The sequence below is a fragment of the Bacillus sp. JJ1474 genome (assembly GCF_036965225.1).
GTDB lineage: Bacteria > Bacillota > Bacilli > Bacillales > Cytobacillaceae > Cytobacillus.
Genome location: NZ_JBALPC010000033.1, coordinates 27,869 through 49,607, shown reverse-complemented (window position 1 = coordinate 49,607; position 21,739 = coordinate 27,869). Strand labels below are relative to the sequence as shown.

Genomic DNA, 21,739 nt, shown 5'->3' with positions numbered 1-21,739 from the left:
ATATTACCTATATATTTAGTAACATCTGTTCACAATTTGGTCAAATACTCCCATATTTTTTGTCGAATATTGTCTGTTATATTACTCCTGTAAATATCTTGAAATAAGAATGTTTTTTAGGAATAATGAATTAGAAGGAAGTAGTCCATTTGTCATTTTTTAATAGGGTTGGAAAAATATAACCAAAATTTACGTAAAACTTATATGTCAAAAATTACAATTTATAGGGCTTATTTATTATTTTTTAGTTTCTAACCAAAAATTAACATTGTCGAATAATGAAAGCGGTTTAGGGAAAACTAGTAAAACTGACCTAAAGAGTATTACCCGAAAAATGCAAAAAAACCGTTATCAGAGATGACAACAGTTTTTTTGCATTTTTGTTTATCGTTATTTACTATCTTCTTTGCTTCCATCACAGTAAGATGTGACAACTGCTGCCATAGCTTTCGCACTAATGATAAGACTTTTCTCATCAATATCGAATTTAGGATGATGATGTGGATAGGCTTCACCTGACTCAGGAGCCGCACCGACATAGAAGAAGCATCCTGGCACTTTTTCAAGATAATAAGCAAAGTCTTCGGATGGTGGCTGTGGCGGTGTTTCCAAAACAGCTTCAACTTCTGGAATAGATGCTTGTTCTAGAGCTTGATGTACATGTTCGGTTACTTCAGGGTCATTATATAGAACGGGGTAGTCATTCTTATATTCAAGAATAGACTTTACTCCATAAGAAGCTTCTAATCCTTCCGCAAAAGCACGCACACCTGTTTCTATGATATCTCGCGTCTCAGAAGACATGGACCGGACATCGCCTTCAATGGTCACGGCATCTTTAATGACATTGAATGTCCCTTTTCCATCGAAATTACCAATGGTAACCGAAGCTGTATCAAATGGGTTGATGCGGCGGCTAACGATTGTTTGTACATTCATGACGAATGAACTTGCTGCCACAATTGCATCATTTGCCAAGTGAGGGGACGATCCATGTCCACCTTTACCTTGAACAACTAATTTGAAATAAGATCGGCCTGTTTGTGTATTCCCGCTTCTATAATAAATATGACCTGTTTTCATTGTAGACATGACATGGATCCCAATGATTGCATCTACGCCATCAAGAACACCCGCTTTAATCATACCGATTGCGCCACCTGGAGGAGCTTCCTCTGCTGGTTGATGAATGACTCTTAACGTCCCTTTTAATTGATCTTTAAACTCAGCTAATGTCTCGGTTAATACCAACATGTAGGCTGTATGACCATCATGGCCACAAGCATGCATGACTCCTTCGTTTTTCGATGCAAAAGGAAGTCCCGTTTCTTCCTTGATTGGCAAGGCGTCAAAATCAGCACGAATGGCAATCGTTTTTCCCGGCTTGGAACCTTTAATGGTTACAACGATTCCACGCTGTCCTCCGAAATTAGTCTCTACTGAATCCACTGGTACTTCTTTATAAAAATCTGCTATATATTTAGCTGTTTGTTCTTCTTGGAAAGAAAGTTCCGGATGTTCATGAAGATAGCGGCGAATATCAATAATCCGTTCATTTTTATCATCTAACTTTTTCATTATTTCGTTCAGTAACATCAGTCTATTCTCCTTTTATTTAGTGACTAGGCTCTGGTTCCGGTTGACCAGGAGTTGGTATTTTTAGTTTTCTTGGCGTTTTTTCATTTCCTGTTTTTCCAGCATCCCCTGGTACCAAAAATATAATGGAAAGAATAGAAAGAACTCCGAAAATAACGTTTACGATAATCCCGGCTGATGCGGCCATTTCCAAACTTCCGGCTGCGGAAATGGCCCCATAAACAGTTGCTGATATCGAAACGCCGAACGCTCCGCCAAGAGAACTTGCCATTTTGTAAACCCCGGCAGCTGCTCCAACTTTATCTGAAGGTGCATTAGAGACTGAAGTATCCGTTGATGGAGTCGCATACAATCCAAGTCCAAGTCCGAATAGAACAAAACCAATGAAAACGGCTACTGTATATGGGAAATCAGGTAAGAAAGTGAGACCCATTAATGCTACACCAACAGTCGTGATGAGGGCTCCCCAAACCATTGGCTTTTTTGCGCCAATTCTCTGTAAAATTTTCTCTCCAACGCGAATCATCGCTAATACCACAACTAAATAACCAAGGGAAAGCATGCCTGATTGAAGAGCACTGAAGCCTCTGCCTACTTGAACATAAGTATTTGCCACGACAAGTGTTCCAGCAATTGCGTTTAACAGGAAATTGGAAATTGTCGCACCAGAATATGGTTTGTTTTTAAAAATTGAAAAGTCAATAAGAGCAATATCTTTACCTTTTTCAATTTTGATGAAAACCATAATTCCAATAATTGTTACAACTGCCAGAACGATTGTAATGAAGCTTGTCCAGCCTAAAGCAGATCCATAAGTAATAAATATGTTCAATGCAACCATAGTAATAATAAAAACGATTAACCCAGAGTAATCGAATTTAAAAGCACCTGTTGATTCACCTTTACTTTCTGGCGTATCTTTAATGAGCCACATACCAAGTAAAGAGAATATAATAGAAAAGATGAAAATCCATTTCCAGCCCATATACGTTGCGATGGCACCACCTGCGAAGGAAGCTGCTCCTGAGCCGCCCCAAGATCCGATGGACCAGTAACTTAAAGCACGCTGACGTTCTGCACCTTCAAAATAAGCTTTCATGAGAGCGATTGTGGCAGGCATAATACATGCTGCTGATAATCCTTGAAGTACACGACCAATGATCAGTAAAACAGCTCCTTGTGTTAATACAAGGCACAGGGAGCCGATAACACTTAGGATTAACCCGATATAGGTCATTTTTTTTCGACCAATTTTGTCTCCTAGCCCTCCAGCAGCAACGATGAATAATCCAGAGAATAATGCACTTAAACTTATGGCAATGTTTAATGTGCCAAGTGAAATGCCTAAATCTTTTTGAACAGCCGGAACTACATTGACCATCGACTGTGCAAATAGCCAAAACGCAATAACCCCAAATACAATACCGATAATCATTTTATTTGTACCTTTATAACTAGTTGCTTCCATAGTTTTTCCTCCTAATATTAGGATCATAAAGTGGCTCTAGCATAAGCTGAATTTTTTGGTTCACATTTAATATTTGAGATTTACTGCAAAATTATCATAAAATGATATATAAAAATGCAATAATCCTTAGCTTTGCTAAAGAAACTTCTTTCTTGGAAAAAGGAGACAGCCCGGGGTTTTCTTATCTTTATAAGATGGTTATTACTAAATAGATGTTTATCTTAAAATAAAAAATCACACTGCTTTATACTTTGCAGTGTGATTTTATCTTATTCCCCTACTATTTTTGCATCCTTCAATATTTCTTCAGTTAATGTAATCCCTTGAAGCTCAGCTGCCTTTTTATTAATGACTAGCTCTAAGTTTTCAGGGAAGCCAACTGGGATCTCACTTGGCTTTTTACCGTTTAAAATGTCTAATGCCATTTTTCCAGTAGAATAGCCAAGGTCATGATAGTCTAGCCCGTATGAAGCAAATGCTCCACGCTTTACGGAATCGCCTTCTCCAACAAACATTGGAATTTTCTTCTCATTTGCTACTGTGATAACAGATTCAAGAGCTGATACAACTGTGTTGTCCTTTGGAATATAGAATACGTCTGCTCTTCCGACTAAAGATTCAGCAGCCTGCTTAACTTCTGAGCTTGTAGATACAGATGTTTCCACAGCTTCTAGTCCTATTTCTGCAATAACCTTCTTTGCGTTTTCTACGTTAACGACTGAGTTTGGTTCACCTGAGTTGTAGATAATCCCAACTTTTTTGGCATCAGGGATGAATTTTTTAATAGCATTGATTGTATTTTTGATGGCGTCTGGATGTGTATCGGATGTACCCGATACATTTCCGCCTGGATTTTCAAAGCTTTCAACTAGTTTCGCGCCAACTGGATCTGTAATCGCTGTAAAGAGAATTGGAATCTCGTTAGTAGATTGGACAACTGCTTGTGCACTAGCAGTTGCAATTGCTAGAATGACATCGTTTTGATCAGCCACAAGGTTTTGTGCGATAGACATATTATTATTCATATCACCTTGGGCATTCTGATAATCAAGCTTCAGATTTTTTCCTTCCTCATACCCAGCATCCTTAATTGCCGCTACAAAACCTTCTCGAGCTGCATCTAGTGACGGATGTTCTACTAGCTGAATAATTCCAACTTTAACTGTTTTCTCTGCTTCTTTACTGCCGCCGCCATCCGAGCTGCTACTATCGCTGTTACTGTTGCTACTGCTGCCCCCACTGCTGTTAGACCCACAAGCCGCAAGCACGAGCAACGTACAGCATACTAGGGTCATCCAAATTTTTTTCATGCCATTCCTCTCCTCTACTCTACTTGATCTTATTAAACACCGGTTTCAAGTATTAATAATTGTTAATATTTCGATAATACCATGTCTATCTACTTATAAACAACTGAAAATTACAAAAAACTTTTAGGCTTTAAAGGGATAAAAAAATAGAGTAATAAAAAACACCTCTGTTTAAACAAAGATGTTAGTTTAGGTTATTTTAGCCAATGATCGGGAAACTTTAAGGAAGGAGGTAATTTTGTGTGCCTATCACCATTAGCCGAATTCACCTGTGCTTGAGTGAGAAATAGGCTTCCTGTCACATTAGCACCGCTTAAATCAGCATCTCTTAAGTCGGCGCCGATAAAATCAGTCCATCTCAAATCTGCTTGTCGGAGGTCAGCGGCTATGAGCAAAGCCCCCCGTAAATTAGATCCTCTCAGATTGGCACCTTTTAGCTTTGCACCAATAAGATCTTTTCCTCTGATCCATTTATTTGGCTTTGGATTTTTTGAAGTTTTTGCACGAACTAGTTCACTTGTACGCAGAAGCAGCTCATTAATAAGTGCTCGATGAGCTGTTACATCTATGTCTAAAATAGACTTCGAATTTAGATAGGTAAGGTTTTCGGTTTTTTCAATGGCTGTTTGTAATTCATCGTAGATGGATCTTGTTTCTTCTAAACGAATTGCTTCATATAAGTAATAAAGCATTTCATGAAGCTGCTGCATGATCGGAAATACGTCAAACATTTCTTTAGCTAGAGCCGGCTTGCCCCGCCATTCATTTCCGCCATATGTCACCTGAGAAACCTTTTGCCCAGCACCAAAACATTCATAAACAGTGCAGCCTCGAAACCCATTTTCTCTTAGATTGCTATGAATACTACAACGATAATCTGATTGTAGATTGGGACAAGGAGTACCCCCATCTTTATTATTTGCAAAATCTGCACACTTTGCATAAGGCAAAGCCACACAGCATAATGCAAAGCAATTTTCACAGTCTGCTTTTAAGCTTTTGTCATTCTTTAATAAATTAGACAAGACATACACTTCCTTAGAAACGATTAATATTCCCAAGATTGTATAGGATAAATGAGATTGGGAACGCAGCAGTCTATTGTTACTAATGAGATGATCCGTTCGTGAATCGTTAGGCGTAAGAACGTAAAGCGTAAGGCGGTTCCGTTCGCTTCACCAGTTGTAAAATGTTTAAATACTTTGTTACCCACAAAGCAATGGGTCGCTAACACTTCCCAACTCATTTGGTGCATAAGCACCCATGAAGGTATTGGCACAATACCCTCAAAGCTGCTCACGCCTCTAAATATTTACTTGCAAGTGGAACATCGATTTCAACAGTATAATTAACTCTATCAATTTTGCTAGACAGCAATTCCACTTGGCGTGATAGTTTATCAGATTGTTTTTTGAATTCAGCTGGATCAAATAAAGCAATTTGTTCCATTATGGCACCTGAATGGCGGTGAACTGTGAATTCGCGCTTTTTAGTTGTCGCAAGGGTTTTGAGAAGATTAAGACGTTCCCGCAGCTGCTTTGCAGTTTCAATCGCACGAATCATTGAAATGGAACAGCCATCCCATTCAACCAAATTACTTAAATTAGCTTGTTGGACGATTTCTTTCAATTCCAGTAAATCGGACTGAACCTCAGATAATTCTTTCAAAACATCTTCCACTGATCGTTCAAATGGAGTGTAAGTCTCTCCTTTTGGAACCTCAATTACGTGAACAGTGAAAAACTCACCTTGCAATTCATTGACCTTTCTATGCAGACTAGAAAGTAAATTAATCGCCTGTGCTAATGTAATTTTCATTTAATCCACCCTTTCTTTAGAATATTCATATTATGTACAAGAGTTTTCTACGAATGATAGATGATCACTTTTCTTATTCATTTTTTATATTATTGATTTTAACCCATTTATCTACTAAAGTTCTCGAAAAATGATTTGATTTCCTGTTTATTTTTCAACATAATAACCGTTTTAGAATCTCTGGCTTGAAATTCCTGAATTCGCTCAACCATTTTTTTCTTTCGTGGACTATAAGTGGTCAATATAAATTTGATAAAATCCCAATCTATTTTTTCCTTGCATCCCTTTCCCATATCCGGACGGGTCCTTCCTATGTTCTTTATCCATCTTTTCAAAACACGGTACAAACAGATATGCAGTGGAAGTTCTAAGTAAATGATTGTATCTGCTCGTTCCGTACGAACGCCAAAGGTCGGCGTGTAGTTTCCTTCTATTATCCACTGATCTTGATTGACGATTTCCTGCTGAGCCTCCGAAAATTCCTCTATCGAAGCTTGTACCCAATTAGGTTTCCAAAAGAAGGCATCTAAATGATAAACATTAATATCCAGTACTTCCCCTAACTTACGTGCAAAGGTTGATTTACCTACCCCGGAAGAAACACCAATCACCATAATGCGTTTCACAACTAATTAGCCCCCCTTTGCGTTTGCCTTTGTCTTATCCGAATCATCATTAGGACCTTAATCTAATTCCAATATAAACCAAGTGAGCACCAGCAGATAGCACTTCTTTTAACTCCATTCCACATACTTTCGTCCTTCGATAATCCAATAAGGGAAAAAAAGTCGCCCATTTGGACGGCTTTTTGTTCAAGGTAATAAGCACATTACATCATAATGGTAAATTTATATTATTCTTTAAATAATTTTTTATTGAATTGGTTGATAGAGTTTTGATTTAGTCAATCAATCCTAAAAAGTTTTTACCAAGTATATATTCCTTTTGGTTATCAGGAATTTGAAGCAAATCAATCCAACTTTTCTTTGCCGAATAGTCATATTTATTAAACTTTTCCATTCCATATGGTCCATCGCAACCAAAAAGAACTTTACGATATCCTAAAGATTCCACTGCCTTCTTTACAATAGATGGATTAAGATAATCACTTGATGTGTCAACAAATACATTCGGTTGATCCTTAATGTATTTCCATAGTTTTTTCCAAAATGGAAGACCGGCGTGGGCATAAATTAATTTAAGTTTAGGGTAATTTTCAGGTAAATATTTATAGGATTCTGGTTCTGAAGATAGATGAATAATCATAGGTATGCCTTTTGATTCACACATAGCCGCAACTGGATCAAGTGCCTTAATACTATATTCATGCATGAACGGATGTGCTTTCACTCCAATAAAACTAGGTTTATTAAGATATAATTCTACTTCTTCCATTGATTCAGGAATCATTGGATTCACTGCTACCCAGCCTAGAAACCGGTCTGGAAATCTATCAATTGCAGCAGCAACAATATCATTGCTCGGCTTGGTAAAAATCTTGTATGACTTGCCGTAAAGTTTCAAATAGCCACCTTTTACTAGACCATCATAAATTTCGAGCCCAATTTGAGGTGCATTTAATATTAGATACCGGACTAAGCGTTGTAAAATTCGTTGAAAAGTGCTATCCAATTCGAACATTGTTTCGTTCATGGGAGCAATTAGTGCTGTTTTAGTTACATCATTTTTATCCATACCCTCTATCATTTTTTCTAAAGTCAGCATTGTTTCATCCACATGAAAATGGCAATCAACAATCATATTAATCCTCCATTTCAACATAGAATCTGGTCGATAAGATTACCTACTTTTATAAGTTAAAATTTATGAAATTTTTCGCTTGATTAGACTTACTTAATTTGCTAATACAACTGAGGAAGGTTCTTAAAAAATTCGAGGTATTTTTTTTGAAAAGCACTGAAATTAAAGAGGCGGCTTTAAAATATTTTACAATTCGTATAGCATTTCGGTATAAGACATAACCATACTGCTAATCTCTGGATTGACTTTTTATCACGATTATTTCTTTAACCCTTCTAAAATTCCTCCTCTATCATTATTATTCTTCAGAAATAAAGAAAAGGCTTCCCGTAAGTTTACTCAACTCCTGGAAAACCTCTTGTTTTTATGTTCCTTTGAATTATTTTCTTTTGAAATGGCATTATAATTTTTCAGTTTTGAAAATGGTTTTTTCTTTTTTATGTACTTTTCATTAAGTACAATCACTTTTCCGTTTTCAGCAGTATTGTATTTTCGATATACAAATTTATATTTTTCAAATGCAAGGTGCCCCAAAATATAAATGGGTAAGATCATGAATAGGAGAATGACTATCTGCAGCATCCAATTGAATCCATTCCCACTGAAATAAATAGTCATTACAGCATTTACTACAAAAGCAGCCATTAAGATAATAATCACATTACATATATGAAAAGCGAACACATCTTTTTCTTCCCCGAACATCCGCTCTAGTTCAGACTTGATATAAAGTGTAACAAATATTGAAATCACAATGGCAATAAGGGTAACAAAATATGTAAGAACAGTGGACATTTTTTTCCGATCCCTTCACTTTCATAAATCCCCTAATATGAATGATATCACCATTGTAACACAAGAATTGAAAAAGAAGCTTATACACAATGCTTTATCCTCTATTGCTTTTTATACCCATCGATTTGATAGAGACTATTGAACATACGAATAAGAGCGTCTTAATAGGATAGAAAAAAGCTTTCAATTATAATGATGACTAGAATGCAAATAATTCTGCAGGAAAGTAGGACAATATATGCTATTTTATGTAATTGCAATCCTCGTTATTGTGATGGACCAGCTTTCTAAATATCTAATTCGTATTTACATTGACATTAATGAAAGATTTACATTGTGGGGAATACAATTCACACATATCGAAAATAGTGGGATGGCAGGAGGTTTATTTCAAGGCTATGCACGGCTCTTCGGAGTTGTCGCGGTGTTGTTCGTGATAGGTGTTTTATATTTTCGCAGAACTGGAGAATTTAATGGTGCTCTCATCGATAGTAGTTTTGGATTCCTAGTCGGAGGAGCCATTGGAAATGGCATTGATAGATTTTTATTCGGGCAGGTGACAGATTTTATCATTCGCTCTGGTGGAATTCTTAATTTGGCCGACCATGCTATCGAGATAGGGGTGTTACTGCTAATTATTTATGGAGTCATTAGCTGGTTGAGAAAAAGTAATAGATTCTCTTGGTAAAATGGAAATGGGTGCCTGACCCCATATAGCAATACCGTATTTGGGGTCAGAACTTTTTCAATCACCCTTCACGTTCCTTGTGGACGAGAGAATTTTTAAAACAACTCCCGTGCCAATAATCGATAAACATCTAGACGCTTCTCTTGTGAATGAGGAATGCTACAAATCATCGCTTCATCAAATCCATAGTGAGATTGCTCTTCTTGTAACAATGTTGCGATTTCATTTACTGCGCCCACTAAATGAATTTTACGATTTTCTTTAATGATCATGTGATCCATTTCCGTCAATGGATAATCACGGGCTTCTTCTGGTGTTAAAACTGACCCGATCCTGCCCCTCATAAACTGTAATCGCCAAATATCTTGAGGCTTTGCTTCAAATTCAGCTTCTTCTTTTGTTTCAGCTGTTGTCACCATATAAGAAACATTGATTTGCGGTTTCTCCATAAAAGCTGAAGGTTGAAAATTCCTTTTGTATGTATCTAAAATCTCTTTCGTCATTTCGCCATTGAAAAACTGTGCAAAGGAATAGCCTACACCTCTACGTCCAGCTTGAACAGCGCTATTGCCAGTCGACCCCAACAGCCAAGCTTCTGGCAAAATAACTTGGGAAGGTGTTGCGATTGTTTTATTATATAAGTCATCTTCGGGTACTTCATCGTTAATCAACTGCAGTGCTGTATCAAATTTTTCATACATATTATTTACCATTGGTTGGCGCCCTTCAGATAAAGCATAAATGGAATAGTTATCCCCTCCAGGAGCTCGACCAATACCAAAATCAATGCGGCCAGGTGAAAATGCACTTAACGTTTTAAACACCTCAGCTAGTTTCAATGGGGAATAATGCATCAACATCACTCCCCCGGTTCCGATACGAATATTTTTGGTTTTTGCAGCCAAATGTGCTGCCGACACTTCAGGAGCTGAACTTGCAAAAGTTGTGGTCGCATGATGTTCTGCCATCCACATTCGATAATAGCCTAATCCATCTCCTAAAACAGCCAATTCTTCCGCCTTTTTCAAAGCATCGGTAGCCGTATTCCCGCTTGTAATGGGGGCTTGATCCAATATACTTAATCTCATCCTATGAAACATCCTTTCTACTCGTTTATCCTATCAGCATATCGACTTTTTTGTCAGTCTGTCTATTTAAACTCATAAATTGTCGATATTTCCCCGGAAATTTGTTGAAATTTGAAATATATTGATTTCTTTTAATTGATTAGGTCGAGGGGGAAATTTTCAAAAGTATGAGATATCGCAATCTCTATTTCATTGGTTGCTTCTAATCTTTCTTTTTGTTGATTCACGAAGTCTTTGGTTGTATCGTCTTAGGGACTTGTTCGAATCGGGTAACGCTATAAGCGATCCGTTGTCTGATCGAACAAAGATACGCGGTTTGCTCTCTTTTAAGAACTTATATCCTTTCCACTCAAAAATGTGGCCATACTTTTGAATAGTGGGTGTCATGGAATAAAATGCTCGTTCATTCGATGTATATTATGTCACATATGAAATTCCCTTTTCTACAAGATGAAGGTTCTGAGGATTTTTTCGAAAGAGTATATCGCCCAGCGATACGAATCAAAAAAAGAACTGACCAGTTCCTTTCTTGAGGAACACTATTAAGGACATGATGAACTGTTGGAGCTGGGAAACCTTTATTTTAAACTTACACATATCGTTAATCAGCTGGATATCACTTCACAAGTGACTGAGAGTTTATTGGTTCATTCTAATCATTTTTTGTTGATTCATAAGGACTTTAGCTGTATCGTCTAGGAACTTGTCCGTATCGCGTAGCGCTATAAGCACTCCAATGTCAGATTGAACAAAGATACGTCAATCGCCATCTTTCAAAAACTCATATCCATTTCGCTCTAAGATTTGGCAATACTTTCGAACAGTGGGAGTAGCAATCCCAACTTCTTCATCCAGAATGCCCGTTCATTAGGTTGTATATCATCGCTTATCGGACCTCCTTTTCTATTAAATATGAAGTTTTTTAGATTTATTTGCAAGTTATATCGCCCAGCGATACGAAACAAACCTTTTTAAAAGTCTATGACTTATGAGAAGCTTCTTTTTTTGGTAAGGCGTTATTACATCATGCCACCCTTTAGGATGTTTTTTCCTATCCGTTCACATAGTCGTAATGTATTAGGCAATAAAAAGCTATAAAAATGACAGTAGCTTTTATAAATGTAAAAAGAGCCCAATTACGCAAGTAGTGTAAAAAAACTTGCATAATTTAGGCTCTTTATTTTTATTCCGTATTGTGTTAAAGCCCCCGATAGCAAAACTGGCCTCCACCTCTTGGATAGGTATGACGAAGGAATGAAAGGGCAAGACATAGGAGGGAAAGCCTCCAGGGGTGGCGTGGAGAATGTATATCACATGGTAAATCATGAGGTTTTATAATACTCCCTTATTTCACTATGCCTTCACTTGCATATATCGTATCTGTCCTCCCCTTCATTTAGTTCACTACTAATTATCAAGTTGTATGAAATCCTGCGAATAATTACGAATGTACGGTATCTGCATCTCTTGCTTTCTCCAAAATTGATATAATTTTACAATTTTTTTACACTACTATTTTAAATAGAATGCTATTCTAGTATCGACAGGCAGTCGGTCGATAACGAGGGGTGTGAAAATGAGAGTTGTCAAAAAGGCTGAGGAGCGCAGGAACGAAATACTGGATGCTGCAGATGAGCTTTTCGGTCAAAAAGGATTTGACGGGACAACGACAAAGGATATTCTCGATAAGGTTGGAATTGCGCGTGGAACGCTTTACTATCATTTTAAGTCGAAAGAGGATCTAATGGATGCGTTGATTGAACGCTATAATAACCATCTTTTAGGCGTAGCAAAGGAAATTTCCAAGGACAAACGAATCCCTATAATCGAGCGTATCGTTCTCGTTGTATTGTCCATGAATCTAAGGGGTGGAAGCAATAAGGAAATAATGGAGCACATTCATAAGCCACAGAATGCTCTTATGCATCAGAAAATACAAAAGGTCATTATTAACGGTATTACGCCAATTATGACGGAAATAATCCAAGATGGCATTGAACAGGAGATGTTCCAAACACCGTACCCATACGAGTGTATGGAAATGGTTGTGACCTATATGAATACCGTTTTTGATGATGATATGGTTGAAATGACTGCCGAGGAGCGTGCTTCACGGATTCATGCGTTTATTTTCAATGCAGAAAGACTTCTCGGAGCTAAAAATGGAAGTTTAATGGAAGTTATCCAGATGTTTGGCGGCGAAGAATAGGCCTCAGAATTCCATTATTGATAATAGGAAAAAAGCATAAAACAGAGGTGACTTATGTATAACAGAATAATTCGCAACGACATGTTAAAGAGCAAAGCAATAACACTGACTACCATGATATTTGTCGCTGCAGCAGCTATGCTTGTTTCACTCGCAGCGATTCTCGTTATCAATCTGACGGGAGCGCTGGATACACTTATGAAAAAGGCTGAAACGCCACATTTTATGCAGATGCATTCGGGTGAAAGCGATTTGAATCGGCTTACATCCTTTGCTGAGCAAAATAACAACGTCAAAGAATACCAGGTAGTTGAGTTTCTAGGCATTGACGGCTCGCAGATTATTTTAGGCGATAATTCGCTTACGAATAGTGTTCAGGATAACGGCTTCAGCATACAGAACGAAAAATTCGATTATCTTCTTGATCTTAATGGCAACATCATCAACGTATCTGACGGCGAGATTTATGTTCCAGTGGCCTATATGAAGGACAATACTACAAAGGTCGGTGACAAGGCCGTAATAAGTGGGAAGGAATTTACTGTTACGGGATTTCTCCGTGATTCGACCATGAATTCATCACTCTCCGCATCGAAGCGATTTCTTGTAAGCAGCAAGGATTTCGCGGAAATAAAAGACCTTGGAAGTATTGAGTATTTGATTGAGTTTAGATTAAAGGATTACTCAGGCCTCGGCGAATTTGAAACAGCTTACGCTTCCGCAGGTCTTGAAGCAAACGGACCAACGGTTACCTTTATGCTTTTCAAAACGATGAACGCCATTTCAGACGGGATGATGATTGCAGTTATTTTTCTTGTAAGCGCACTTGTCGTTGCAATTGCATTTATGAGCATACGCTTTACCCTCCTTGCGAAAATTGAAGACGACTACCGTGAAATTGGTGTTATGAAAGCAATAGGGCTTCGTCTTTCCGACATAAAGAAGATTTATCTTGCGAAATATGCAGCTATTGCAGCGGCAGGTAGTATTCTTGGGTTTATTCTTTCGCTTATGATCCAAGGTATGCTTCTTGAAAATATACGTCTTTATATGGGCGAAAGCGAAAATTCTTCTTTTGCCTTAGTTTTAGGAATCATTGGCATATTACTTGTATTTCTTGCAATTGTTACTTATGTAAACTTAGTTTTGAAACGCTTTCGAAAAATTTCCGCTGCGGAGGCTATACGTTTTGGTACTTCACAGGAAAAGAAAGCTGGTGTTAAGCGTTTTACCTTAATTAGAAACAGACTGTTTAGCACGAATATTTTTCTAGGAATTAAGGATGTTCTCGCAAGAAAAAGACTTTACGCCACAATGCTTGTGGTACTGGTGATTTCAGCCTTTATTATTATTGTTCCGCAGAACCTATACAACACGATTTCCTCAAAAAGCTTCATTCAATATATGGGGATTGGGAACTACGATCTGCGCATTCAGACCAATAACCTTGATAAAACCGGTGAAATTGTAAAGACGATTGAAAACGACAGGGACGTTTCAAAATATGCTGTTCTGACAACAAAGATTTTTAAAGTAAAAACGAGTAATTGGTCAGAGGAAAACATAAAAGTTGAACTCGGTGACCATTCGGCATTTCCTATAGAGTATTCTGAGGGCAGAGCGCCTACTACAGAAAACGAAATCTCACTATCGACTATAAATGCTGATGAGATGAGCAAAAAGGTCGGTGATGTCATTACACTGGTAATGGAAGGAAAGGAGCGAGATTACACAGTAAGTGGAATTTATTCCGATGTTACCAATGGTGGCAAAACCGCAAAGGCAATATTCACTGACAATTCGGCGAATGTCATGTGGACCATTGTCTGTGTTGAACTTTCAGATAAATCTCTCGTTGACAGTAAGGTTGTAGGATACTCGGAAGAATTTGATTTTGCAAAGACTTCAGATATCGATGAATTTGTTTTGCAGACCCTCGGCTCGACAATAAGTTCCGTCAAAACGGCTTCCTACGCAGCAATTGCGGTTGCACTGGTCATAGCGGTACTGGTTACATTGTTGTTCATGAAAATGCTTGTTGCCAAGGATAGATATTCCATTGCCGTTATGAAGGCGTTCGGTTTTACAAACTCTGATATTAAGGTGCAATATGTTTCCCGTTCGGTTTTCGTTTTGATTGTCGGAATTGTTCTTGGCACACTTCTGGCAAATACAGTCGGAGAAATGCTTGCGGGTGCAGTAATCTCCTCGTTTGGAGCATCAACGTTTAACTTTGCAGTCAATCCGCTATCTGCGTATCTGATAAGTCCATTGATGATGATATGCGTGGTGCTTATTGCAACAGTGATTGGCACAACACGTGCAGGGCAAATAAAAATATCCGAAAATATAAAGGAGTAAGGATATGAATAAGATTATTATTGGTGATTACATAGTTAAATCCTTCGGAGTGGGAGATGAGCAACGAAATGTTCTCGATGGAGTCTCTGTAGAAATAAAGGAGGGCGAGTTCGTTTCGGTTATGGGACCTTCTGGCTCTGGAAAATCTACACTAATGTTTGCACTAAGTGGGATGGATGGTATTAATAGCGGAAAAGTTGTTTTTGACAACAAAGATTTATCGGCAATCGGAGAGAAGCAGCTTTCAGATATACGCCGAACAGAAATGGGATTTATTTTTCAGCAGCCGACTATGCTAAAAAACCTAAACATTCTTGACAATATCATCCTTCCGTCAATAAAGGGCAATAGAAAGAACACCGTAAAAATTTTGAAAAAGGCAAGAAACCTTATGGAAAGAGTAGGTATTTCAGAGCTTGAAAAGCGTGATATTACCCAGGTTTCGGGAGGGCAGCTTCAGCGTGCGGGAATATGTCGAGCACTTATGAACAATCCGAAAATCATCTTTGGAGATGAGCCTACAGGGGCGCTCAACTCGAAGTCTGCTCAGGAGATTATGGATATTTTATCCGAGATTAACTCAGATGGTACTGCAGTTATGCTTGTGACCCATGATGCAAAGGTTGCAGCTAGGACGGAACGTATTATGTTTATGCGTGACGGAAATATCGTAAGCGAAATGAAACTGCCAAAATTTGATGGTTTGGATATAGATGGCAGAGTCGAGAAGGTAACAGCGAAAATGTTGGAAATAGGAATATAAGCTTTTAAAAGATGTTTGTGGTCTTCACTGAACCACAAACGTCTTTTTGCATTTCGCTAGCACGGAATCAATATTTGTGTATGAAGCAAGTACATGAATCATTAAATTACTAAAAAACTCAGAGAGAAACAAACGGTAAATGTTTTAAAATGTAAGAATGAGTTAACGAAGGCTTACAAGCTATAACCAACCTAGGAGTGTACAAAAATTAAAAAAAAAGACTTTAAAGCATTATTTTTTATTATCCAAGACAATTCCCTCTAACACTTATGTTTTACAATCTACTATATTTTAAATTCAGATGTTATTTAGGCAACTGGAATCGTTATTTGATTAACCTGCCCCGTTTGTTCGTATCGGGTAACGATATAAGCGATCCGTTTTCTGATTGAACAAGGATACGCGGTTTGCTCTCTTTTAAGAATTTATATCCATTCCACTCTAAAATGTGGCCATACTTTTGAATAGTGGGTGTTGCAATCACACTTCCTTGGAAGAGAATGCTCGTTCATTCGATGTATATTATGTCACATATCAGACTTCCTTTTCTTCAAGATGAAGGTTCTGGGGAATTTATTGAAAGAGTATATCGCCCAGCGATACGAATCAAAAAAAGAGCTGACCAGCTCATTTCTTGAGGAACACTATAAGGACATGATGAACTGTTGGAGTCGAGAAACTTCACAAGTGGCTGGGAGTTCATTGGTTCATTCTAATCATTCTTTTTGTTGATTCATAAGGACTTTAGCTGTATCGTCTAGGGACTTGTCCATATCGGGTAACGCTATAAGTACTCCGATGTCGGATTGAACAAAGAAACGCGGATTGCTCTCTTTTTAGAACTCATAACCATTTCACTCTAAAATGTGGCAACTACTTTTGAACTATGGGTGTTTCATTCCCACTTCATTACACAATTACGCTTAAAAATCTTAAACAGTCACCTTATTTTCGGAATATGGAGAAAAGCCCTCCCCATTTTTCTTTAGGCTTTTGTATCGCTTCTTCTAAACGTTTATTAAAGTCATTTTGTGAACTCCATTCTTTTTTCTGTTCATCCCGCATATTTTGTATTTCTTTTTGCAAGAGTTCACTTTTTTGTTTTTCTTGTTGCAGCAATGTTACGTAATGGATATTTTGTTGTTCGGTTAATTTTTCAATTTTAGAATTAGTTTTTTGAGCTGAATTTCCAATGCTAGAACTAATAACATGATGATCTTGCTGAAGTCGGGAAACCTTTGTTTTAAGATCTGACATATCGTTCGTCAGTTGAATATTCATTTCACGTGTAGCTGCGAGTTCATTGACTAAAAACGTTAAGACCTCTTTTAATTGATTGGGGTCATGAGGTAAATTTTCATATGTATCGGTTATCGCAATCTCTGTTTCATGCGATCCTTCTAATCTTTCTTTTTGTTGATTCACAAGGTTTTTAGCTGTATCGTCTAGCGGCTTGTCCGTATCGCGTAGCGCTATAAGCACTCCAATGTCAGATTGAACAAATATACGTCGATCGCCATCTTTCAAAAACTCATATCCATTCCGCTCTAAGATTTGGCCATACTTTCGAACAGTGGGTGTTGCTATCCCAACTTCTTCTGCCACTTCCTTAGTTGAGAAAGCTCGTTCATTCGGTTGTATATCACGTCGCATATCGGACCTCCTTTCCTATTAAATATGAAGGTTTTTAGATTTATTTGCAAGTTATATCGCCCAGCGATACGAAGCAAAAAGAGCTGATCTACACCCTTTTTGAAAAATCCGAACTCATCTTCTTAATTCTAAGCTTGTTATTTGTGTATTAGATAGCAGTGTTAGCTGGTCCATCATGTATTCCTTGCTGTAGCTGAAATTTGATTTTATCCAATAGTGGAATAGGCTAAGTGTTGCCTTTGTTTGATAATGGATAAAAATATCATAATTTAGATTGTCTTGCGGTGATTTCGTCTCTATATAGATTTTTTCTGTAAATATTTGATGGAATAATTTTTCTAGCCGCTTCTCAAAGTCCCTGTGACTCATAGATAAAGCGTAGAATGCTTGCTTATGGTCTTCAAAATATTGAAAAATCACTTCTGTAGTTGGAGTGAGCTTGTCAACGTTAATTTTGTTTTGATGACTAAAAGCACGCAATATCGCATTTTCAAAGCCAGCTAAGAGCTCGAAAAGCATTTCCTCTAGAAAATCCTCCTTATTTGAAAAATGTGTATAAAATGTCGCCCGATTAATGTCAGCCTCATCTGTAATCATGGATACGGTAATTTCATGTTCTTCATAATTTTTCATCAGTTGGAGGTAAGCATTTTGCAAGGCTGTCCTTGTCCGCTGCACTCTTCTATCCCGCTTCATGAACATCCTCCTTACAAATAATCAACAATTCTATTATAACTGTTGTTTAAACATCATTGAAATGATTTGTGTTTATCGGCTTTTCTCCTCTAAATGATACAGTAAATATGAGAGACAAGCCTTTTTTATGATTTTGTGAAAGGGCTTACTGATACTAGGAGGGATTTAAATTGGCAGAAAAAATGAAAGCAGCCGTTTGGTATGGAAATAAAGATGTTCGTGTAGAGGAAAGAGATGTCAAGCCAGTTAGAGACAATGATGTAAAAATCAAAGTCAGCTGGTCTGGTATTTGTGGAACAGATTTACATGAATATGAAATTGGACCTATACTTGTTCAGGTTGACAAGCCAAATCCTCTAACAGGAGAAAAGGCACCACTTGTATTAGGACATGAATTTTCAGGCGTTGTTGAAGAAGTTGGTAAAAACGTAGAAAAATTCAAAAAAGGTGATCGTGTTGTTGTGAATCCTGTCGTTACTTCAGGCAACCATTCACCGAAAATAGATAGATACTATCAGTTTTATTCTGCGGGACTTCATACAGATGGTTCCTTTGCTGAATATTTTGTAGCAAATGAAGATAATGTAGTTCCAGTTCCAGATAGCATATCCCTGGACAAAGCTGCATTAGTAGAACCACTTTCTGTAGCTGCTCAAGCGGTGAAGGAAGCAGAAGTTAAGGAAGGAGACTCAATAGCCGTATTTGGTGCTGGCCCAATCGGTTTATTCACAATCGTTGCGGCCAAAGCAGCCGGTGCTAAGGATATTTTAGCATTTGATTTGTCTGATGAGCGTTTAGCAAAGGCAAAAGAGGTTGGAGCGACTGAAGTATTAAATACGAAAGAAAATGATGCTGTTGCCTTTATTAAAGAAAGATATCCAAATGGTGTAGATGCATCACTTGAGGTTGCAGGTGTGAAACCGACATTTGATTCAGCAATCAGATCTACAAAACCTAAAGGAAATGTTGTTGTTGTAGCCATCCATGCGCGTGATTTTGAATTTAACCCCATCACATTAATGACATCCGGGGTAAAATTATCTTCTTCACTTGGCTATGAACATGAAACATTTAAAAAATCAATTGAAATTTTAAGTGATGATCATAACAATGTTGAGCCAATCATGACGAAGAAAATTAAGCTGGATAATATCGTTGAAGAAGGATTCCATACTTTGTCTAGTGACCTTTCACAAGCCAAAATTCTTGTAGAAATCGGTGGGGAAAAATAATAAAAGCAATATCAAAAGCTGCGTGAGAAAATATTCTCCGCAGCCTTTTTAATAGAATATATTTTACGATTTTCTTTAATGATCATGCGATCCATTTCTGTCAAAATTCACAAGATCTTTAGGTTTATCGTTTAGGAACTTGTCCGTATCGGGTAACGATATAAGCACTCCGATGTCGGATAGAATAAAGATACGCGGTTTGCTCTCTTTTAAGAACTCATATCCGTTTCACTTTACAATAAATTAACATAAAATTTATTGTGTTTTTTCAAAAGTCTTGCCATCCCCTATTGCATTAGTCCTAATTTCACTTTGTTTCTTATAAAACCACTGAAAACATACCAATTATTCATGAAATATTTTAGAACCAATTACTCATTTTTATTAGTATTCTAGAACATTTACATTTTCATAACCTTCAATTTACACACCCTACTTATACTTTAAGAGAAATTAAGAGATGAAACAAAAATCGGAGGAATGAAAATGAAAAAAGCAAAATATGTCGCTCCATTATTAAGTTTAGCAGTTTTATTTCCTACAGCTACGAATGTATTGGCAGAATCTAATAAAAACATTCCAGTGGAAAAAGTAGAGTTTATTGGAATGGCTGCACCTGACACAAATGAAGAACGTTCCAAAATGTACAGTGAAGCTTCTGTTAAGGTTACATACAAAAATGGCACTCAACAAACTATGCCGCTAGAGTACAAATCCTTGTTTACACCTGGCGATGAAATTAACGGAAAAATCGCAGGTGCAACATATGATGTAAATGGAAATATGATAACAAAGGCTGATGGAACACCTTATATTTCTTCATCTCCAGATAGCAACACACTTTTAAAGGTAAATGGAAAAATATATATGGTGAATCATTATGAAAGTATCCCTTCGAATCAAGTGGGAAACATGCCGGAAACAATGATGTTAAATACAATCGAACAAAATAAGGAAACTGGAGAATTAACAGTAACTGATATGATTCCAATTGATTTTTCTTCTGATGGCGGAATTTGGACTCCTTGTGCAGGTTCTTTATCTCCTTGGAATACACATTTAGGAAGTGAAGAATATGAGCCTGACGCAAGAGCACATGAGGCAAATCCTGAAAAATCTTCCGTTACTCAGTTTGCACGTAATTACTATCAAGATCCAACAGCCATCGGTAATCCTTATCTTTATGGCTATGTTCCGGAAATCTCAATTGATAATAAAGGAAAAGCAACTGCGGTAAAACACTATAGCATGGGGCGGCTTTCCATTGAAAATGTAAAGGTAGCACCAGATAATCGTACTGTTTATTTTGGGGATGATGGCAGCTACACGATGGCATTTATGTATATTGCTGATAAAGCAAAAGATTTATCGGCAGGCACTTTATATGCGGCTAAATGGATTCAAACAGGTGAAGAAAATGGCGGGTCTGCGAAGTTAGAATGGATTAAATTAGGACAGGCTACTGATCAAGAAATTAAAGAATTAGCACAAAGCACTAAATTCAGCGATATGTTTGAGACGACTACAGATGCGGAATACGCAAAAGCAAATGGATTCACAAGAACAAAAGCAGGTGGCAGAGATGAATGGTTAAAGGTTAAACCTGGAATGGAAAAAGCAGCAGCCTTCCTAGAATCTCGCCGTTATGGGGCCATCCAAGGAGCAACCGCTGAATTCAACAAAATGGAAACAGTCGAAATGAATAAGGCAGATAATAAAATATATATGACCATGTCTACAATTAGTGGTGGAATGTTAGCTAACCCTAATGATCCTACTGATGATATCCAAGTTCCTAAAATCAACGCTGGTGGAATCTATGAAATGAATTTAGCTGAAAATCAAAAAGACCGAGATGGGAATAAAATTAACAGTAAATATGTAGCAAATGAAATGGCTGGTCTGATAATGGGAGAAGACCTTCTTGTAAAAGATGCGGATGGCAACAAAGCAAACGTTGATAAAATTGCTAACCCAGATAACATTGTATACTCTGAAAAAATGAGAACTTTATTTATTGCTGAAGATAGCGGCAATCATGTCAACAACTTTGGCTGGGCATATAATATTGATACTAAGAAACTGTCACGTATTCTTTCCGCTCCAGATGGCGGAGAAGTAACAGGAATCCAAGCAATTGATAACTTAGATGGTTTTACTTATTTAATGGCTGGTTCTCAAAATCCAGGTAATGTAGGTTATATTTCTGGCCTGCCCGCTCTAGGTAATAATGGAAAAGATATAAAAGATAATAATTAACTTTCTATAAATATCATTCTTTATGGAAACCTATCCAACTTT

17 protein-coding genes are annotated in these 21,739 nt (G+C 37.4%); 6 read left to right on the top strand and 11 right to left on the bottom strand.

The genetic code is table 11. The annotated features are described in order from the left end of the window. Positions 1-390: 390 nt before the first annotated feature. From V7164_RS05430 to V7164_RS05395, 8 genes are all read right to left on the bottom strand, one after another. Positions 391-1,596 carry a M20 family metallopeptidase gene (locus V7164_RS05430; protein ID WP_335346208.1) on the bottom strand — a complete coding sequence of 402 codons (1,206 nt, stop codon included), beginning with the start codon at positions 1,594-1,596 and terminating at the stop codon, positions 391-393. Between the two features lie 19 nt (positions 1,597-1,615). Further along, entirely contained in the window at positions 1,616-3,064 is a 1,449-nt protein-coding gene (locus tag V7164_RS05425) for an MFS transporter (RefSeq protein WP_335346207.1), read from the bottom strand. Between the two features lie 269 nt (positions 3,065-3,333). Beyond that, on the bottom strand, positions 3,334-4,374 hold the full coding sequence (locus V7164_RS05420) for an ABC transporter substrate-binding protein (RefSeq protein WP_335353564.1): 1,041 nt from the start codon (positions 4,372-4,374) through the stop codon (positions 3,334-3,336). 194 nt (positions 4,375-4,568) lie between these two features. Further along, the gene (locus V7164_RS05415; protein WP_335346205.1) at positions 4,569-5,399 is read right to left on the bottom strand and encodes a pentapeptide repeat-containing protein; all 831 of its coding nucleotides are present in this window, start codon (positions 5,397-5,399) and stop codon (positions 4,569-4,571) included. A 271-nt stretch (positions 5,400-5,670) separates the two neighbouring features. Continuing rightward, positions 5,671-6,192, bottom strand: coding sequence for a DIP1984 family protein (locus V7164_RS05410; RefSeq protein WP_335346204.1), 522 nt, complete (start codon positions 6,190-6,192; stop codon positions 5,671-5,673). 107 nt (positions 6,193-6,299) lie between these two features. Beyond that, positions 6,300-6,818: a topology modulation protein gene (locus tag V7164_RS05405; RefSeq protein WP_335346203.1), complete on the bottom strand. Its 519-nt coding sequence runs from the start codon at positions 6,816-6,818 to the stop codon at positions 6,300-6,302. A gap of 274 nt (positions 6,819-7,092) precedes the next feature. Further along, positions 7,093-7,953 (bottom strand): amidohydrolase family protein, encoded by an 861-nt coding sequence (locus V7164_RS05400; RefSeq protein WP_335346202.1) that lies wholly within the window; start codon positions 7,951-7,953, stop codon positions 7,093-7,095. Positions 7,954-8,292: 339 nt separating this feature from the next. Then, complete coding sequence (locus V7164_RS05395; protein ID WP_335346201.1) at positions 8,293-8,598, bottom strand: hypothetical protein; 306 nt, start codon at positions 8,596-8,598, stop codon at positions 8,293-8,295. Between the two features lie 388 nt (positions 8,599-8,986). On the opposite strand from V7164_RS05395, the gene lspA reads away from it, so the two are divergent. After that, positions 8,987-9,436: a signal peptidase II gene (gene lspA / locus V7164_RS05390; protein WP_335346200.1), complete on the top strand. Its 450-nt coding sequence runs from the start codon at positions 8,987-8,989 to the stop codon at positions 9,434-9,436. 95 nt (positions 9,437-9,531) lie between these two features. Here the strand turns inward: lspA and V7164_RS05385 are convergent, their stop codons facing one another. After that, positions 9,532-10,524 (bottom strand): LLM class flavin-dependent oxidoreductase, encoded by a 993-nt coding sequence (locus tag V7164_RS05385; RefSeq protein ID WP_335353563.1) that lies wholly within the window; start codon positions 10,522-10,524, stop codon positions 9,532-9,534. A 1,576-nt stretch (positions 10,525-12,100) separates the two neighbouring features. On the opposite strand from V7164_RS05385, the gene V7164_RS05380 reads away from it, so the two are divergent. From V7164_RS05380 to V7164_RS05370, 3 genes are read left to right on the top strand one after another with little or no spacing between them, the layout of a single operon-like run. Beyond that, positions 12,101-12,733, top strand: a complete 633-nt coding sequence (locus tag V7164_RS05380) for a TetR/AcrR family transcriptional regulator (protein ID WP_335346198.1) — start codon at positions 12,101-12,103, stop codon at positions 12,731-12,733. Positions 12,734-12,787: 54 nt separating this feature from the next. Further along, complete coding sequence (locus V7164_RS05375) at positions 12,788-15,094, top strand: ABC transporter permease (RefSeq protein ID WP_335346197.1); 2,307 nt, start codon at positions 12,788-12,790, stop codon at positions 15,092-15,094. A 4-nt stretch (positions 15,095-15,098) separates the two neighbouring features. Then, the gene (locus V7164_RS05370) at positions 15,099-15,857 is read left to right on the top strand and encodes an ABC transporter ATP-binding protein (RefSeq protein WP_335346196.1); all 759 of its coding nucleotides are present in this window, start codon (positions 15,099-15,101) and stop codon (positions 15,855-15,857) included. 945 nt (positions 15,858-16,802) lie between these two features. Here the strand turns inward: V7164_RS05370 and V7164_RS05365 are convergent. Next, entirely contained in the window at positions 16,803-17,510 is a 708-nt protein-coding gene (locus V7164_RS05365) for a hypothetical protein (protein WP_335353562.1), read from the bottom strand. A gap of 114 nt (positions 17,511-17,624) precedes the next feature. Further along, positions 17,625-18,206, bottom strand: a complete 582-nt coding sequence (locus tag V7164_RS05360; RefSeq protein WP_335346194.1) for a TetR/AcrR family transcriptional regulator — start codon at positions 18,204-18,206, stop codon at positions 17,625-17,627. A 182-nt stretch (positions 18,207-18,388) separates the two neighbouring features. Here V7164_RS05360 and V7164_RS05355 point away from each other — a divergent pair, with 182 nt between their 5' ends. Together V7164_RS05355 and V7164_RS05350 are read left to right on the top strand one after the other, a co-directional pair. After that, complete coding sequence (locus tag V7164_RS05355) at positions 18,389-19,438, top strand: 2,3-butanediol dehydrogenase (protein ID WP_335346209.1); 1,050 nt, start codon at positions 18,389-18,391, stop codon at positions 19,436-19,438. A 486-nt stretch (positions 19,439-19,924) separates the two neighbouring features. Continuing rightward, positions 19,925-21,697, top strand: coding sequence for a PhoX family protein (locus V7164_RS05350; RefSeq protein ID WP_335346193.1), 1,773 nt, complete (start codon positions 19,925-19,927; stop codon positions 21,695-21,697). Positions 21,698-21,739 lie beyond the last annotated feature (42 nt).